The organism is Lacticaseibacillus zhaodongensis, assembly GCF_009687905.1.
GTDB classification, from domain to species: domain Bacteria; phylum Bacillota; class Bacilli; order Lactobacillales; family Lactobacillaceae; genus Lacticaseibacillus; species Lacticaseibacillus zhaodongensis.
The window spans coordinates 492,026-509,515 of the sequence record NZ_BLBG01000001.1 but is presented as its reverse complement, the minus strand read 5'-3'; the positions used below and the strand labels follow the sequence as shown (position 1 = coordinate 509,515).

General features: G+C 51.7%; 13 protein-coding genes. 1 reads left to right on the top strand and 12 read right to left on the bottom strand.

From position 1 onward, the window contains the following. The 6 genes from GN107_RS02540 to parE form a co-directional block, all read right to left on the bottom strand. A partial coding sequence (locus GN107_RS02540; RefSeq protein ID WP_155285804.1) for a PTS mannose/fructose/sorbose transporter subunit IIC occupies nt 1-650 on the bottom strand: 650 nt, incomplete at its 3' end. Between the two features lie 27 nt (nt 651-677). Continuing rightward, nucleotides 678-1,655: a mannose/fructose/sorbose PTS transporter subunit IIA gene (locus tag GN107_RS02535; RefSeq protein ID WP_155285805.1), complete on the bottom strand. Its 978-nt coding sequence runs from the start codon at nt 1,653-1,655 to the stop codon at nt 678-680. A 959-nt stretch (nt 1,656-2,614) separates the two neighbouring features. Beyond that, the gene (locus GN107_RS02530) at nt 2,615-3,544 is read right to left on the bottom strand and encodes a manganese-dependent inorganic pyrophosphatase (protein WP_155285806.1); all 930 of its coding nucleotides are present in this window, start codon (nt 3,542-3,544) and stop codon (nt 2,615-2,617) included. A 43-nt stretch (nt 3,545-3,587) separates the two neighbouring features. Next, the gene (locus GN107_RS02525) at nt 3,588-4,571 is read right to left on the bottom strand and encodes a LysR family transcriptional regulator (protein ID WP_155285807.1); all 984 of its coding nucleotides are present in this window, start codon (nt 4,569-4,571) and stop codon (nt 3,588-3,590) included. Nucleotides 4,572-4,780: 209 nt separating this feature from the next. Next, nucleotides 4,781-7,222 (bottom strand): DNA topoisomerase IV subunit A, encoded by a 2,442-nt coding sequence (gene parC, locus GN107_RS02520; RefSeq protein WP_155285808.1) that lies wholly within the window; start codon nt 7,220-7,222, stop codon nt 4,781-4,783. Nucleotides 7,223-7,225: 3 nt separating this feature from the next. Beyond that, nucleotides 7,226-9,241, bottom strand: coding sequence for a DNA topoisomerase IV subunit B (parE, locus tag GN107_RS02515; RefSeq protein WP_155285809.1), 2,016 nt, complete (start codon nt 9,239-9,241; stop codon nt 7,226-7,228). A 215-nt stretch (nt 9,242-9,456) separates the two neighbouring features. Between parE and plsY the strand changes: the two genes are divergently transcribed. Beyond that, nucleotides 9,457-10,083, top strand: a complete 627-nt coding sequence (plsY, locus tag GN107_RS02510; RefSeq protein WP_155285810.1) for a glycerol-3-phosphate 1-O-acyltransferase PlsY — start codon at nt 9,457-9,459, stop codon at nt 10,081-10,083. A 106-nt stretch (nt 10,084-10,189) separates the two neighbouring features. Here the strand turns inward: plsY and GN107_RS02505 are convergent, their stop codons facing one another. From GN107_RS02505 to dprA, 6 genes are all read right to left on the bottom strand, one after another. Next, complete coding sequence (locus tag GN107_RS02505; RefSeq protein WP_155285811.1) at nt 10,190-11,062, bottom strand: aldose 1-epimerase family protein; 873 nt, start codon at nt 11,060-11,062, stop codon at nt 10,190-10,192. Between the two features lie 49 nt (nt 11,063-11,111). Then, nucleotides 11,112-12,509 carry an ATP-dependent protease ATPase subunit HslU gene (gene hslU / locus GN107_RS02500; protein ID WP_155285812.1) on the bottom strand — a complete coding sequence of 466 codons (1,398 nt, stop codon included), beginning with the start codon at nt 12,507-12,509 and terminating at the stop codon, nt 11,112-11,114. Between the two features lie 12 nt (nt 12,510-12,521). Then, nucleotides 12,522-13,046 carry an ATP-dependent protease subunit HslV gene (gene hslV / locus GN107_RS02495; RefSeq protein WP_155285813.1) on the bottom strand — a complete coding sequence of 175 codons (525 nt, stop codon included), beginning with the start codon at nt 13,044-13,046 and terminating at the stop codon, nt 12,522-12,524. A 94-nt stretch (nt 13,047-13,140) separates the two neighbouring features. After that, complete coding sequence (gene xerC, locus GN107_RS02490) at nt 13,141-14,037, bottom strand: tyrosine recombinase XerC (RefSeq protein ID WP_230678514.1); 897 nt, start codon at nt 14,035-14,037, stop codon at nt 13,141-13,143. A gap of 416 nt (nt 14,038-14,453) precedes the next feature. Then, complete coding sequence (gene topA, locus GN107_RS02485; RefSeq protein ID WP_155285815.1) at nt 14,454-16,535, bottom strand: type I DNA topoisomerase; 2,082 nt, start codon at nt 16,533-16,535, stop codon at nt 14,454-14,456. Nucleotides 16,536-16,611: 76 nt separating this feature from the next. Next, entirely contained in the window at nt 16,612-17,463 is an 852-nt protein-coding gene (gene dprA, locus GN107_RS02480) for a DNA-processing protein DprA (protein ID WP_155285816.1), read from the bottom strand. Nucleotides 17,464-17,490: the final 27 nt, after the last annotated feature.

Genomic DNA, 17,490 nt, shown 5'->3' with positions numbered 1-17,490 from the left:
ACGAAACCTAAAGCGAAGAATGGCCATACTTCAGCGGTAGCCATCATGTTGATAACCATGGCGTACCCAACGGCAACGACCATGCCACCACCAATGCCAAGACCTTGGTTAAGCCAGTCAGGAATCATACCCAGCAAGGACTTAACAGGACCAGCACCAACAGCCAGAATCAAACCGGCTGGAATGGCGATACGCAGACCTTGCAGGCAGATAGCAATCCACTGCCATACTTCAATTCCGCGGAAACTACCCTTGGAAGCTGCAGCATCCATCAAGTGGACGATAGCAGTTGCAATGGTCCGCACGAGGGTCGTGAGCAGCAGCCCTGCGACAGCCAGTGGAATAGCAAGCGCGATAGCGGAGCTAACTCCGGCTTTGCCCTGACCGCCAAGAACAAGAATAATTGCAGATGCGACGGACGCAAGAGCAGCATCAGGAGCAATCGCGGCACCAACGTTAGCCCAGCCAAGAGCGATGAGCTGCAACTGACCACCTAAGATGATGCAAGGAACAACTGTCCCAGTGGCGAGACCAATCAAGGTGCAGGCAACAAGTGGTTGGTGGAACTCCCACTCATCAAGAACACCTTCCACCCCGGCCAAGAATGCTACGATGAGGACCAGAATGATTTGAATAAAGTTTAAAGACATTATATATCCTCCTCTCTGTTTAACGGATTATTGCTTTTGCTTATCGAGTTCGGCCTGAGCACTAGCAAGGATGTGATCGAGGTTATCCTTACTGTCTGCAGGAACCTTACGAACATCGAAAGTGATGCCTTCAGATTCCATCTTCTTGAAGGAATCGATATCGGTCTGGTCAAAAGCCAGTACCTTGTTCGGCTGAACCTTACCAACAGAGTGAGCCATGGACCCAACGTTAACTTCCTTGAGTGGAACCCCACCTTCAATAGCACGCTGTGCGTCCTCAGGAGTTTCAAACAACAGCATTACGCGCTGACCGCCGAAGTGCTTGTCGTCCTTCGCAATCTTGATCATCTGATCGATTGGAATGACGTGAGCCTTAACACCGGCAGGAGCAGCTTCCTTAATCAGGGTGCTACGCATGTTGTCCTTCGCAACGTTGTCAGAAACAACAATGATCCGGTTTGGATTGGTCGTCTTCGTCCAAGTAGTAGCAACTTGGCCGTGAAGCAGACGAGAGTCGATCCGTGCAAGTACGTATTCCATTTTGCCTGGCTTACCGGCGTTTGCCGGTGCTGCAGCCTTTGCAGGAGCTGCTTTTGGCTTTGGCTCGAGTGATTCAGGCTTGATTTTGACACCTTCACGCCCTGCTTCAACAAGATGTGCTGCAAGTTCGTGTGCTGAGTTCATGGATAGACGCGCGCCGTATGCCTCGATCAGCATTGGCAGGTTCAATCCAGTAACGATCGCCCACTTGTCCTTGTGCTCCTCGAAAATTCCATTTGCCTGGTTGAATGGAGAACCTCCCCAAAGATCGATCAGGAACAAAACTTCATCTTCAGGATCAAACTTAGCAATGGCTGCTTCCAAGTGAGCCTTCAAGTCATCTGGACCTTCGTCAGGCATGAAGGTTACCGCTTCAACCTTATCCTGCTCACCGAAGATCATCTGACCAGACTGCTTAATGCCAGCAGCGAATTGTCCGTGGCTGGCAAGAATGATTCCGACCATCGTGTCGCCTCCTAAAATATTTTTCGCATCTAACGTTTATGTTGAACCGGTTCAAATTCGACCGATAGTAAACGGGATGCTCTTCTAACAGTTATAAGTATGCCCAGCCCGCAATTAATTTGCAAGCCTTTTCCGAAAGTGCTTTCTTGAATTTTCATGAAAGGCCTTAGATTATGGGAATTACAGCTGACAAAAAAATTAAACTTTTTTGTCATAATTCTTCTTGCCGGAGTCAACAGATACTGAACAGCATCAAAAAGTTGTCCGTACCTAAAGATGCGGTTAGCCGCAATGGTAATTTGTAATTTTCCTATTAATATCAGCGTCTAATCATGAACTGCTCACTATTCGCACTTTAAACGGTGTTAATAAAATGGTGCACACATAAGGAACTATACTAATTCAATTAATAAAAGCATGCTTATAACAAGCGGTCAAAAATATTGTCGAACGGTCTTGCTATTATACAGTTTGCATGCATTCTTTTGCAGACATAAACTCGAATTATCAAAGACAAGCCGCATATCTTTCATGCAAATTAATCACAAACTCAGTAATCGGTAATGTCGCTGATGAAAAGCGTTTTCTATATGTAAACTAGATGTAAACTAGATTGATTGCCAGCAAATCCTAAAAAAACATAATGAACAGTCACCATTTTACTAGGCTATTTTCAAATCATCTGTATCCTGCCCTTGTCTGCAGTAATGGCTAATTTAACAACTTTGCAAACTCGCAGCTAAATAATTAGCAGCCTTGTGCAGAATGCACAAAAAGCACAAGTGGCAATGTCTATCTAACCTAAATGAAAAAGTGCACATTCATCACCCTAAGTAAGCCCTCATTCATTCTAGATGACCGGTGGCTGTTTATGCCCGTAGCTTCCTGCGGGGAGTCGCAGACCAGACAAAAAAAGAACCGGATTACTCCGGTCCTCTCTATTTTAAAAAAACACTTGCTTACTTGGCAAATTCCTCTGTAAGTGGTGGTACAACCTGCTTCTTACGGGAAACAACGCCGGCGAGGTCGAGACGCTTGTTAGCATCGAACTTCTTACCAAAGGCCGCTTCAACCTTGTCGGTAGCACCGAGGGCATAACCGACAGAGTTGCTGTTAAGGATGTCAGTTGCGAATACGAGGAACAAATCGTAGTTGTCGGCATCCTTCTCTTCCTGCATTGCAGCAAGAATCGCATCCTGGCGGTCGTAGATGTCATTCAAGTCAACGGTGTTGATCTGCGCAATGCGGACGTTGCTGCCGCTCATTTCAAAACTCTTGGCGTCTGCGTCAATGAGTTCCTTGTCAGACTTGGCAGCAAGGTTGGTGCCAGCTTTGAGCATCTTCAAACCGTATTCTTTCAGGTCAACGTCAGCAAGCTTCTGCAGTTCTGCAAAAATCTGCTTATCTTCATCAGTCGTGGTTGGGCTCTTAAGCAAAAGAGTGTCGGAAATCAGGCCAGATGCCATCAAACCCGCAGTCGTAGGGGTGATTTTGAAGCCCTGTTCCTTGTACATCTTGTAGATGACAGAGTTGCAACTGCCAATTGGTTCCATCCGAATGAACAGTGGTGCGGCGGTCTCAAAGTTAGCCAGACGGTGGTGATCGATCACTGCGTCAACAGTTACCTTGTCCCGGTCAGCAACAGACTGCTGCGCTTCGTTGTGGTCCACGAGGATAACGTGCTGAGTCTCGTTTGCGGCGGTCTTGATCACGCGTGGAGCTGGCACCTTGAAGAAGTCCAGTGCGAACTTAGTTTCATCGTTCAGTTCGCCCAAAGCAACGGCTTCGACGTCACTGTCCCCACTTTGCTTCTTGTATTCGGCAAAATCAATTGCACTCGTGATCGCGTCCGTATCAGGACTCTGGTGACCAAAAATCAATGTAGACATTGAACAACTCTCCCTTAAATATTCATAGTATTAATGCTGCAGATTAATTTTCATCTGACTCAGTAATCAGTCTACCACGATTCTTAACTACCCGCGACAGATAATCATCCGCTTCAAGATAAGCGTCAAGCTCGTCGAGGAAGTTGGCAATCCGCGGAATCTGGTCCTTACCCTTACGGAAGACAAAACTTAGGTCAAACTGAATCTCGGGGTCAAAGCCTGCAGCTTCAGCCTTGATTTCATCCTTGTGAGCAACGTAGAAACTAGCAGGTAAAGCCGTGTCAACACCAGTCCGATTGGAAAATTCAGCCAACTGGTAAGGCGTGGTGAACTGCGCGACTGGTTTTGGAATCGTAACCAACTGATTCTTGTAACGTTCGCTCATCAGGTGGGCAAGGAAGTAGTCGTCTGGATATGATACCCACTTGCTGTCGACGGTTTCTTCGAAGCGGACGGTCTCGCGACCCTTAAGCCGGTCATCATTGTGCAAGAACATGAGTTGTTCACCGAAAATTGTCCGGGACTCATACGGCTTCCAGTTTTTGATTGAGTCATCAGGTAGGTACATGATGGCCAAGTCAATCTGGTTGTTTTCGAGATGTTCCCAAATTTCACGCCGCGTCATCATGCGGAAGTTCACGTTAATATCCGGGTGCATGGCGTAGTAATGTGCGATGAAAGCGTTGAACACGGAGTCCTCAATTGAAGCCAAGAAACCAATTGAAATCACCCCAGAGGTTGCACTAGTCGACCGCTGGATTTCATCAGTCGCCTGGTTCAAAACCTCGTAGATATCTTGCGTTGCAGCCAACATGGTTGCCCCAGCATCAGACAGATGTAGTTTCTTACCCACAGAGAAGAACAACGGCGCACCAACCGTCCGCTCAAGCTTCTTGATCTGTTGGGTAAGCGCCGGCTGCGTGATGCCCAAGATCTGTGCCGCCTGGGTGTAATTCATCGTCTCTGCCAACTGGAGGAAATAACTGAGGGTCTTGGAAGAAAAAATGTTATCCTGCTTAGTCTTCATGGTGTACCTCTCCTTTGTGCGCTTATAATCGCGATTCGACTTACTCATACCGTTAGCTTAACTATAAGTTATCCATTAAGTAAAATCAACGGGGATTTAGCCAGAAATAACAGAAAAGTGACGGTCAGGCCCTTGAATTCCGGAATGAATATACCAAAACGGGTGTCGCAGGACAATTTTGTCCCGGACACCCGTAAATTAGGTTCAGATTATATTAGCGTTTCCAGTAATCGGCAGTGCACATAAACTGGCGTACCGCTTTCGTCCGTATCAATTACGAAGGAACCATTGCCGAAACGATCCCCGAGCGGATGGTCCGCTGGATTAATCGTTAAGACGGCACCAGCAGTTGTCAAGACGTCAAGTACGACGCCCTCCGCAACCAACTGCATTGCCACAATCCGGTGCGGGTTCTTCTTGAGCTCACGGAGAATCTGCAGTCCCCGCTTAGCCCGGCTAGTTGCCGGAACCTGGCTCAACTTCATCTTCTTAAAGGCTCCACGCTGAGTGACAATAGCAACCTCGTCCTTCTCTGGAGCGGCGCTAAGAATGTAATTAACGACCGTATCGCCATCCTTCAGGTTAATCATTTTGACCCCAGCAGCCCGTGCACCAGAAATTGGCACCTCAGTCAGGGCGAAACTCAAGCCGTAACCATTAGTCGTCGCTGCAAAAACAGTCTGTTTGTCCGCAGCGTCCGTGAAGTAGACATCACTGACCGTGGCAGCATCATCTTTCAGCTTGATTGCGACCATTGCTTTCGTCTTGTACGTCCGGGTCGGCTGCAAGTCATTCAAAGCCGTCTGCTTGATAAGCCCATTAGTTGTGCCAAGGACAAAGTTACCCTTGGTCTGCAGGTCCTTGAAGGCAAAGACGCGCAGCACAACTTCGTTTGGCTGCAAGCCAACTGTCTGACTGAGGTGCTCGCCGGAGTCCTTCCAGCGCTCATCGTCTAGTTCAAACACCTGACGGTAGATGACATTGCCAAGGCTGGTGAAGATATAGACATGGTCGAGCGTCGACAGTTGCTTTTGGAAAACAGCGAAGTCTTGCTCCTTCAGCCCATTTTGCTGGTCATCAACGGCCTGGTAGCTCCGCAAGCTGCTGCGCTTGACGTAACCATCCCGCGAAACCAGCACCATCACCTGTTCGTCAGCGACGGTAACCGTCGTGTCGACTTCAAGTTCTTCAACCTTGTCTTCAATGCGAGTCCGGCGATCATCCCCGTACTCCTTCGCAACCTTCTCCAGCTCGTTCTTGATCACGCGGTCTCGCGCCGCCGGGTGCGCCAAAATATCCTGGTAGCCGGCGATGGCCTTGTTCAGTTCGGCTTCCTCTTGCTGCAAGGCGGTAATATCCGTGTTGGTTAAACGGTACAACTGCAGGGAAACGATGGCCTCGGCCTGTTCCGGCGTGAAGTCATAGGCCTTGACCAAGTTGTTCTTGGCATCCCCCTTGTCCTTGCTGGCGCGAATGGTCTTGATGACCTGGTCCAGAATCGACAGTGCCTTCATCAAACCTTGGACGATGTGCTCCCGCGTTTGCGCCTTTTTAAGGTCGTACTCGCTGCGCCGGGTCACAACTGTCCGGCGGTGATCAAGGTAAGCACTGATCATTGGCCGCAAGCCCAGTTGCATCGGCCGGCCGTTCGAAATTGCGGTCATGTTAAAGTTGTAGCTGATCTGCAGGTCGGTATTCTTGTACAGGTAATTCAGAATTCCCTGTGCGTTCGCATCCTTCTTCAGCTCAATGACAACCGACAAGCCGAAGCGGTCACTTTCATCACGAACTTCGGCAATTCCGTCAACCTTCTTAGCCAAACGGAGGTCATCGATCCGCTTAACAAGCTGCGCCTTGTTAACTTCGTAAGGTAGCTCGGTCACAACGATTTGCTGCTTGTGGCCGCGGACCTCTTCAATCGAGCAACGGGAGCGGACAATGACCCGGCCGCGGCCCGTCTCGTATGCTTTCTTAATGCCATCGAGGCCCTGGATGATCCCGCCGGTCGGAAAATCAGGACCCTTCACGGCTGTCATCAGTTCAGCCAAGCTAACATCAGGGTTAGCCATCACCATGAGCGTGGCCTTGATGACCTCCCGCAGGTTGTGTGGCGGGATCTCGGTCGCATAACCCGCGGAAATCCCGGTTGCGCCATTGACCAACAAGTTCGGAAAACCAGCGGGCAGCACGGTTGGTTCCTGCTGAGTGTCATCAAAGTTGAGCACCATCTCAACGGTGTCCTTCTCGATGTCCTTCAGCAGTTCCGTGGAAATTTTGGCTAAACGGGCCTCAGTGTACCGCATTGCGGCTGGTGAGTCCCCGTCCATGGACCCGTTGTTACCGTGCATCTCAACGAGGGGGATGCGCAGCTTCCAGTCTTGGGAGAGGCGAACCATGGCTTCATAGATGGAACTATCACCGTGGGGGTGAAAGTTACCCATGATGTTCCCGACGGACTTGGCTGACTTCCGGAAGCCCTTGTCGTAGGTGTTCCCGTCCATCTGCATCGCGTAGAGAATTCGGCGCTGCACAGGCTTGAGCCCATCGCGGACGTCGGGCAAGGCCCGTTCTTGAATGATGTACTTGGAGTAGCGGCCGAAGCGGTCACCCATGACCTCTTCAAGCGTTAATTCCTGAATGTGGTTTGCCATGGTTTACTTTCCCTTCTTCCGTTTCAATTGCTGCTTGATCTTTTTGGCCCCAAAAGTTAGGTCTTCGTGATTCGAGGTCTTGGTCTCAAGGATGGAACTGTCATCCCCGAGCGTGAACTCAACGTTGCTTTCGATCCACTTCCGCCGTGGTTCGACTTTATCACCCATGAGCGTGGTCACTCGCCGTTCAGCAAGCTGGGCGTCATCGATCCGCACCCGAATCAGTGTCCGGGTCTCCGGATTCATAGTTGTCTCCCACAATTGGTCAGCGTTCATTTCCCCGAGCCCCTTGAAGCGGGTCAGCGTGTAGCCGCGGCCCATCTTCTTGGTTTCGTTTTCGAGTTCTTCATCGGTCCAAGCGTAATGGATTTCCGTCTTGGCCCCCGCACCTTTGGACAAACGGTATAGTGGCGGCAAGGCGATGTAGACGCGGCCGGCATCAATGAGTGGCCGCATGTAACGGTAGAAGAAGGTCAGCAGGAGAATCTGAATGTGTGCACCATCGGTATCGGCATCAGTCATGATGATGACTTTATCGTAGTTAGCACTAGAAACATCAAAGTCACTGCCGACACCGGCCCCAATCGTATAGATCATCGTGTTGATTTCTTCGTTCTTCACGATATCACCCAGCTTGGCCTTCTGGGTGTTCAGAACCTTCCCTCGCAGTGGCAAAATTGCCTGGAAGCGCCGGTCCCGGCCCTGTTTGGCCGAACCACCGGCAGAATCCCCTTCAACTAGGTATAGCTCGTTCTTCTTGGCGTTTTTGCTCTGGGCAGGAGTTAGCTTCCCGGACAGCACGCCTTGGTCCTTTTTGCGCTTACGCCCGGTCCGCGATTCATCCCGGGCTTTGCGGGCGGCTTCACGGGCTTCACGCGCACGCAGGGCCTTCTTAACGAGCTCTTGCGCGGCATCACCGGTTTCCATGAGCCAAAAACTCAGCTTTTCGTACACGACGTTATCAACAACCTGACGTGCTTGTGGGGTGCCCAGTTTGCCCTTGGTCTGGCCCTCAAACTGAAGTAGCTCTTCAGGAATACGGACAGACAACACGCCGGCGAGACCTTCACGGACATCGCTACCGTCGAGGTTCTTGTCCTTTTCCTTGAGCAAATTGACCTTGCGCGCAAAATCATTGAACGCCCGGGTCATCCCAGCTCGCAATCCTGCTTCGTGAGTCCCGCCGTCAGTGGTCCGTACGTTGTTGACGAAGGAAATGATGTTCTCGGAGTAGCCATCGTTGTACTGACCGGCGAAATCAACGACGATTCCGTCCTTCTCGCCTTCGAACTGCATCACATTTGACAGGGCGTCCTTACCTTCATTCAGGTAGGCAACGAAGCTCTTGAGCCCATCTGGATAGTGATAGACCTCATCGCGGCCGCTGCGCTCGTCACTCAGCGTGATCTTAATGTTCTTCAGTAGAAACGCTGATTCACGCAGGCGCTCAGCCAGAGTGTCAAAGCTGAACACGGTCGTTTGGAAAATAGTTGGGTCCGGCTTGAAGGTAATCGTCGTCCCATTAGGCTCCTTAACTTTACCGAGCTTCTGCAGACCGCCATCAGGATGACCACCGTTCACAAAGTTCTCTAGGTAAGCCTTGCCGTCCCGAACGACCCGCACGGTCAGTGACTCACTCAGCGCGTTAACGACTGATGAACCGACCCCGTGCAGACCACCACTAGTCTTATAACTGTCCTGACTGAATTTACCCCCGGCGTGGAGCACGGTCAGGATCACTTCAATCGTTGGCTTACCACTGGCGTGCATCCCCGTTGGCATACCGCGCCCGTGGTCGACCACGGTAATAGAGTTGTCCTTGTGGATAGTAACAGCGATGACGTCCCCGTAACCGGCAAGAGCCTCATCGACAGCGTTGTCCACGATTTCGTAGACCAAGTGGTGCAGACCACGTGCGTCCGTTGATCCGATATACATCCCTGGCCGTTTGCGGACAGCCTCGAGTCCTTCCAAGACCTGGATGGACGAGTCGTTATATGATTCGCTTGGTTTAGCCATTTCTCAACCTCTCTTCAAAAGCAATAATCTTACCTTAGCACAAAGTTGGGCTCTAGTCCCAGTCTGCACACAGCGGCAACGGACTTATTTTTGACCACTTTCACCGCTTTACGAACAAACGTTCTATTGCCGTAATTAAGTCTACATTGATGCATGCAGGCTGTCAAAAGTAATGCAAAACATGCTAAACTAATAGCACTGAAAGGAGTGGCGATATGCTACTTGCAATAAGTTTTGTACTGGCCTATCTAATTGGCTCAATTCCTTCGGGAGTCTGGATTGGCCGCATCTTTTGTCACAAGGACCCGCGGGATGCAGGTAGCCATAACATTGGCACCACAAACGCATACCGAGTCCTCGGCCCGACAGCCGGCACGGAGGTGCTCATCCTCGACATTTTGAAAGGAACACTTGGTGCCAGCCTGCCCCGGATCTTCGGTTACTCCCAGCACTGGCTGATCCTCGTTTGTGGACTCGCCGCGGTGGCCGGCCACGTTGCCAGTATCTTCCTGCACTTCAAGGGCGGTAAGGCCGTCGCGACCAGCGCCGGCATCTTACTTGCCTACAATCCGGGCATGTTCCTCCTTGCCAGCAGTATCTTCGTGGGCACGATTCTCGTGACCTCCACCGTCAGCATTGCCAGCATCCTTGGGGTCTTCGCCATGGCACTGGTGGCACTACTCATTCACGACTGGGTCCTTGCGGTGATTGCCGCTGCGCTGACTGTGTTCTTCGTCTGGCGGCACCTGCCGAACCTCATTCGCATTCGTGAAGGCAAGGAAAACATCGTCCATTTCGGTCTGTATTATAGCTGGCTGAAGCACCATCGCAAGTCTAACTAAGTAAGCTAAACACTTTGCTCCACAAGGCGAGCTACTCCGCTCTGTGCACAAAAAAGCCATCCGTCACCGGGTGGCTTTTTGCTTGCTAAATTGCTAGGAGCGAATTCTAGAACACAGTGACACTGAAGCCCTGGGTAAAGGTCTTGCCAGCAGCGAGTTCGTTGATGCCGCGCTTCTTGGTCAAATCGCCATCCGCATCGGGACCGTCCGCAACGCCCCACCAAGGTTCGATGCAGCAGAAGTCACCAGGCTTAGGATAGTTAGACCATACACCGACGTATGGAGCGTCCTTAACGCTGACCGTCACACCGTGCTTACCAGCCTTGCTCTTCAAGCTGATGTTGGTTTCTTCGCCATTCAGAACGTAGATGAGGGCGTCGTCCTTGAACATCTCGCGGGAAAGCTGCGTGTCATTTTCGCTGACGGTCTTGCCCGCTGCGAAGTCGGCGTACTTGCCGACCAAGCCGACCCGGGTGCGGTCCTCGGCTGGGTCAAACTGCAGGTGGTAGTCTTCAAACTTAGTATCGGTAGTCAGTGGCATCCGGAATGCAGGGTGGGCACCAATACTGAAGTACATGGTCTCCGTCGCCGGGTTCTCAACCTTGTAACCAACGCTGAGCTTCTTACCCTCCAGAGTGTAAGTCAGGGTCAACTTGAAGGCGAATGGGTACTTTTCGTGGGTTGTCGCGTTGTCCTCCAGAACCAAAGAAACACTGCTCTGCTCCTGCTTAGCAACCGTGAAGTCAAGGTCGCGGGCGAAGCCGTGGCGAGTCATGTGGTAGGTCTTACCAGCATAACGGTACTGGTCGTCCTTCAGTGCCCCTACGATTGGGAACAAAACTGGTGCGTGGCGTGCCCAAACTTCTGGGTCTGCCTGCCACATGTACTCCGTGCCGTCTTCCTTGTTCTGCAGGGAGGACAATTCCGCCCCGTGTAAGTTGATCTCTGCACTTAGAAACTCATTTTCGATTTTGACCATGTTCTTGATACTCCTCTGTAGATTTTTTTATAAAACATACTACCTAGAATTAAAGAATGTAACGACTCATATCGCTATCACTAGCGATTTTGCCGACCTTATCGTCGACGTACTTCTCCGTGATGGTAATGGCACCCATCTGCATGTCGGGTCCCTCGTACAAAATGTCTTCGAGGACCGTCTCGAGAATCGTCGCCAGCCGCCGGGCCCCGATGTTCTCCTGACTGGAGTTAACGGTTGCCGCGATGTGCGCGATTTTGGCGATGGCTTCCTGGGTGAAGGTGATCTCGACCCCATCGGCACCAATGAGCGCCATGTACTGCTTGGTTAGGGCGTTGTCTGGTTCCGTCAGGATGCGGACGAAATCGTGCTCGGTCAGGTCCTTGAGTTCAACGCGAATCGGGAAACGGCCCTGCAGTTCGGCAATCAGGTCACTCGGCTTGGCTTCGGCAAAGGCCCCGGACCCAATGAACAGCATATGGTCGGTGTTGACCAAGCCATACTTGGTGAAAACCTGCGACCCTTCAACGATTGGCAAAATATCGCGCTGCACGCCTTCCCGGGAAACCTCACCACTACCAGACTTCTTGCTACCAGCTGCAATCTTATCAATCTCATCGATGAAGATAATCCCGGAATTTTCGGCTAGCTGAATGGCATCGTGGTAGATATCGGCATGGTTGACGAGCTTGGCTGACTCCTCACGAATGAACACTTCGCGGGCCTCGCGCACGGTCATCGTCCGTTCGACCTTGCTCTTGGGCATCAAATTGCCCAAGGTTTCGCTCAGGTCAATGCCCATCTGGCCGTACATATCATTGCCACCACCAGCTGGCTTCTTCTCGTCGTTAACCTGCACGGTCAGTTCCCGGTCTTCGAGCAGTCCCTTGTCGAGCTGTTCGGAAACGGAAAGGCGCTCGTCGCGAATCGAATCGGTGACTTCTTCCCCGTCAGCTTTATCAGCCGGCTGACCATTCTGCAAGGCCGTCAGTGCACTCATCATGTCGGCCATGGTGTTCTGGCGTTTTTCCTTCTTGATGCCGGGAACCAGCAGCTTGACGAGTCGCTTGTTGGCTTCTTTCTCGGCGCGCCCCCGGACGTTGTCATACTGCTTGTTCTCTTCCATTTGCACGGCGACATCAACCAAGTCCCGCACCATAGATTCAACGTCCCGGCCCACGTAACCAACTTCAGTAAACTTCGTGGCTTCGACCTTCACGAAGGGTGCGTTCACGATTTTGGCTAACCGCCGGGCAATTTCGGTCTTACCGACCCCGGTAGGTCCGATCATCAGCAGGTTCTTCGGCGTAATGTCCTGTTGCATCTTCTCGCTCAGCTGCATCCGCCGCCAGCGGTTATAGAGGGCAACCGCAACGGCCCGCTTAGCTTCATCCTGACCAATGACGTACTTGTCTAGCTCAGCAACGATTTGCTTTGGTGTTTGCATTAGTGGCGCCTCCTACAAAGATTCGACGTGGATGTTCTGGTTGGTGAAGATGTCGATGGTGCTGGCGATTCCGACCGCCTCCTTAGCAATCTCCGCAGCGTCCATCCCGGTACTGTGCCGGAGCATTGCCACCGCGGCTGCCTGGGCAAAATTACCGCCGCTACCAATCGCGACCACATCTTCGTCCGGATCGATCACTTCCCCGTTGCCGGAAATCAGGAGCAGGTCATCTTTATCCATCGCGATCAGCATTGCTTCCAACTTCTGCAGGGTGGGATCCTTCCGCCAGTCCTGCGCAAGGGCAACGGCGGCACGGCGCAAGTTGCCTTGGAACAATTCCAGCTTCTTTTCGAGCCATTCCTGGAGGGTGATCGCATCCGCAACCCCACCAGCGAAACCAATAACTACTTGATCATTGTAGATGCGGCGAATTTTCATCGCCGACCCCTTCATAATCGTCTTCTCACCGGCCGTCACTTGGCCGTCACCGGCGATTGCTGTATGACCATCTTTTCTTACTGCTGCAATTGTTGTCATGTTTTAATGAGCCTCTTTCTTCAGATTGTGTGACACATCTTACCGCCACAAGCCCGGATAAGCATCGTTCTTTAGGCTGATTTATGACAATGTGTCACTTATGCTTAGGAAAATAGCGTTTGTAATCATCCAGCATGTGCTCGGTGGTCACGTGCGTGTAAATCTGGGTGGTGGATAAACTGGCATGTCCCAGTAGTTCCTGCACCGTGCGCAAATCTGCACCGTGGTTGAGCATGTGGGTGGCAAAGCTGTGCCGCAACATGTGCGGATGAATGCTGCTGGTCAGATTTGTCTGTTTGATGACCTGATCCAGGATGTATTCCACCCCGCGCGCCGTGAGCGGATGGCCGTGTTGATTCAAAAACACGTGCGGTTCGACCAGACTTTTGATACCGCCCAGCTCCTTACGTGCGGAATTCAGATACCGCTTCAGAGCCGCCTGGCAACTGTCACCAAAAACAACGTAGCGATCCTTGTCGCCCTTCCCGTGGATAAGCATCGACTGCGTGTTAAAGTCGATCTGCTCCAAGGTAAGATTGACGCACTCAGAAACCCGGATACCAGTGTCGTAAAGGACTTCAAGAATAGCGCGGTTGCGCACTGTGAGAGCATCATCCCCCTGTACGGCCTTAAAGAGCTCGGCGATTTCCGGCTCGTAGAAGAAGTGGGGCAGACGCCGGTGCCCCTTCTTACTTTCGACCATTGCGAAGGGGTTTTCTTGAACGCTGCCAATTTTGAGCAAGTAACGGTAAAAGCCACGCAGACTACTAAGCTTGCGTGAAGTCGTCGCGGGGCTGTAATCCCGCTCGTCCATATAGTCAAGGTAAGCAGAAACATCCAGGGTGTCGACCTTGAGCAAATCATCCTTGTCTCCAGTGGCCTTGATAAAATCCAAAAACGACTGTACATCCCGGCGGTACGCCTTAACTGTTTGCGGTGAGTAGTGTCGCTCAACTGCTAGATAACGGACAAAATCCTCTAATTCGTCCACATGCTCACCTCCCATAGAATAAGAATATCACAATCAGGACGGATGCGCTTTCTTTGGCCACAAAATTGGCGCGTCCTGGTGCAATTCGCTAATTCCTATTTGCACTGAAAAAAATAGAGACCAGGCAGCGGCAGCTGCGAGTCTCTATCTTCGAGGTTACGTTTTTTGCTATCTAGTCGAGCTGCGGGAGGCAGAAGCTTGCGGCTAACCAACTTTTGGAATAATGCCAAAACCCGGCATTTTTCCAAAAGTCCGTTAGTCCTCAGCTTCTGAACGCCTCCCTCCGCTCTGTTTATTAGTCGAGCTGCGCGGGACTGAAGCCTGCGCTTTGCAAACTCTGGTAGTAATGCCAAAGACCGGCATTTCTTCCAGAGTACGCAAATGCTCAACTTCAAATCGTCCCGCTCCGCTCTGTATTACTTCTGGATCTTCTCGTCGTAATCCCCGTTCGGGCAAACGACCTGGACGCCGGCCTTGCTGCGCTTCTCGACGAGGAAGTGCTGGCAGACTGGACAATTACGGCCCACTGGCTTGTCCCAAGATACGAAGTCACAATCTGGGTAGCGGGAGCAACCATAGAAAGTCCGGTTCCGTTTGCTCTTGCGCTCGACAATCTGGCCTTTGCCACACTTAGGGCAAACGACACCGATTTCCTTGACAATTGCCTTCGTGTTGCGACAATCAGGGAAGCGTGAGCAGGCGTAAAACTTGCCGTAACGGCCCATCTTGATCAGCATCGGTGCACCACAGACGTCACAGTCGAAACCAGCTGGTTCATCTTTGAGCTGTACCTTGGCCATGCCCTCCTCGGCGGAAGCAAGTTCCTTTGAGAACGGCTTGTAGAAACTGTCGATAACTTGGACCCAGTTGTTCTTACCAGCTTCAATGTCATCCAGCTCGCCTTCAACCGTCGCCGTGAACTTGATGTCCACGATGTCGGGGAAGAATTCAACAATTAGGCTATTAACAATTTCACCGAGCTCAGTCGGTTCAAACCGCCGGGCGGTCAGCTTCACGTAATAACGCTTCTGAATCGTTTCGATGGTTGGCGCGTAGGTAGAGGGCCGGCCAACACCGTTTTCTTCAAGTGCCTTGACCAAGTTAGCTTCAGAATAACGAGCTGGTGGCTGGGTGAAGTGCTGGGCAGGGTCGGTCTTGCTCATGATAACCTGATCGCCCTCTTCAAGATCCGGCAATTCCTTGTCGGCATCATTGGTTTCACGGGAAGAAACATAGAGCTTGGTAAAGCCGGCGAACTTGGTGTGACTACCGTTAGCCCGGAACTGAACCCCATTTTGTTCCATGGAGACCCGAACCGTGTCAACAACGGCAGGCGTCATTTCACTGGCGACAAAGCGGGACCAAATCAGCTGGTAAAGCCGCATCTGGTCACGGTCCAGAACACTCTTCAGGCTCTCCGGAGTACGCATGGTCGAGGACGGCCGGATCGCTTCGTGGGCGTCCTGCGCACCCTCTTGCATTTTGCCTTGACGAATCTTGACGGCAGCAAACTGTTCGCCGTACTGTTCGTGGATAAACTTAGACGTTTCCGCCTTGGCAACACTGCTAACGCGGGTACTGTCGGTTCGCATGTAAGTGATGAGCCCGACCGTACCCTGCTTACCGCCGAGGTTGATACCTTCATACAGCTGCTGGGCAAGCATCATTGTCTTGCGGGTCCGGAAATTCAGCTTCCGGTTAGCTTCTTGCTGCAGCGAGCTGGTAGTAAATGGCGGGGCTGGGAACCGCTTACGTTCTTTCTTCACGACGCTCGTGACGGTGAATGGGTCCTTCTTGTCGACTCTGGCGAGCACCTTCTGCACGGCCTCAACATTAGCAAGCGGCTGCTTCTTACCGTCAAAACCATAGAATGAGCCAGGAAAGGCCTTCCCGCGCCCTTTCTTGAAACTGGCGTCAATGCTCCAGTACTCTTCGGGTTTAAATGCGTTAATTTCGTTTTCACGATCAATAATCAGTTTGAGGGCAACACTTTGTACCCGCCCAGCAGACAGGCCTTTCTTGACCTTCTTCCAGAGCAAGGGGCTGATGGAATATCCCACCAAGCGGTCCAAAATGCGCCGAGCTTGTTGCGCGTCGACAAGATTCATGTCGATACTGCGCGGGCTCTTGAACGCATTCTTCACGGCGTCCTTAGTAATTTCGTTGAACACGACCCGGTTTTTGCCCTTGGTGTCCAGATTGAGGATGTGACTAACGTGCCAAGCGATTGCTTCACCTTCACGGTCCGGGTCAGCTGCGAGGTAGATATGCTCCGCCTTACTTGCGGCACGCTTCAATTCCTTGATAACGTCACCCTTACCCCGAATGGAAATGTACTTTGGCTCGTAATCATGCTCAATATCGATCCCCATCTGGCTCTTTGGCAGATCCCGGATGTGACCGAGGCTCGCAATTACCTTGTAATTACGGCCCAAATACTTCTCAATTGTCTTCGCTTTGGCAGGGGATTCCACGATGACCAAATTTTTGGCTGGCATGGTCGCCCTCCTTTCATTTTTGCGGCACAAAATCAAAGCCCATCTTAATAGTAGAAACGGCAAACTGTCAAATATTCTAGGCAAAATATTTTAGTTCAGCATTAATATCCGCCCCGGACAGAGCGACTGCGGCCCCATTTTGAATAATTTCGTTAGTCCCGATTCCGAGCGGTGCGTCGATCCGATTCGGTAGTGCGAAGACGTTGCGCCCAGCGTCTAGCGCCATCGTGGCCGTGATGAGACTGCCGCTGTGGTGTGCAGCCTCCGTAACAAGGAGCCCGTGTGCCAAACCCGCAATGATCCGATTCCGAGCAATGAAACGGTAAGGTAAGGCTTTCGTGCCTGATGGGTACTCAGAAATCAGTAAACCTTTTTCAACTATTTGTTTCTGGAGACCAGCGTTAGCGTATGGATAAACCTGATCCAAGCCCGTCGCAATCACCGCAATTGGGGCGAGTCCGCACGCTAAGGCACATCTGTGGGCACACGCATCGGCCCCCTTCGCCAAACCGGAGATAATACAAACGTCAGGCGCCAGGTGCGGCAACAACTTGTTAAGGGCCGTCTGGGTGTAATCGCCGGCAGCACGTGCCCCCACCACGGCCAATCCGCAGCGCTTAAGTAAGTTTAAATCACCCTCCCAAAATAACACGAGCGGAGGTTGATCCATGTTCCGCAGTCGTTCGGGGTATTCGGCATCTGTGCAGCAGAGAAATTGCTTACCGGCGAGCCGCCGCCACGTAGCCATCTGCTCGCCATCATCAATAAAACGCGCGAGCTTCAACTGGTTCTTCGCCCCCACCGCCTCCTTGAGGGTACTAATCTCGGGCTCCTTGCCTTCCGCCAGTAGCCGCATGACTCGCCGTGCAATCGTGGGGCTAGCCCCCGTGCTGAGATGAACTAATAACAAAAAATCGCGAATCTCCATGTCGACCTCCTTAAAGGTTTACTGTAG

Bases quoted from the DNA above. Each gene is read 5' to 3' on its own strand.
- GN107_RS02535 (WP_155285805.1), bottom strand. From the start codon at position 1,655: ATGGTCGGAATCATTCTTGCCAGCCACGGACAATTCGCTGCTGGCATT.
- GN107_RS02530 (WP_155285806.1), bottom strand. From the start codon at position 3,544: ATGTCTACATTGATTTTTGGTCACCAGAGTCCTGATACGGACGCGATC.
- GN107_RS02525 (WP_155285807.1), bottom strand. From the start codon at position 4,571: ATGAAGACTAAGCAGGATAACATTTTTTCTTCCAAGACCCTCAGTTAT.
- parC (WP_155285808.1), bottom strand. From the start codon at position 7,222: ATGGCAAACCACATTCAGGAATTAACGCTTGAAGAGGTCATGGGTGAC.
- parE (WP_155285809.1), bottom strand. From the start codon at position 9,241: ATGGCTAAACCAAGCGAATCATATAACGACTCGTCCATCCAGGTCTTG.
- plsY (WP_155285810.1), top strand. From the start codon at position 9,457: ATGCTACTTGCAATAAGTTTTGTACTGGCCTATCTAATTGGCTCAATT.
- GN107_RS02505 (WP_155285811.1), bottom strand. From the start codon at position 11,062: ATGGTCAAAATCGAAAATGAGTTTCTAAGTGCAGAGATCAACTTACAC.
- hslU (WP_155285812.1), bottom strand. From the start codon at position 12,509: ATGCAAACACCAAAGCAAATCGTTGCTGAGCTAGACAAGTACGTCATT.
- hslV (WP_155285813.1), bottom strand. From the start codon at position 13,046: ATGACAACAATTGCAGCAGTAAGAAAAGATGGTCATACAGCAATCGCC.
- topA (WP_155285815.1), bottom strand. From the start codon at position 16,535: ATGCCAGCCAAAAATTTGGTCATCGTGGAATCCCCTGCCAAAGCGAAG.
- dprA (WP_155285816.1), bottom strand. From the start codon at position 17,463: ATGGAGATTCGCGATTTTTTGTTATTAGTTCATCTCAGCACGGGGGCT.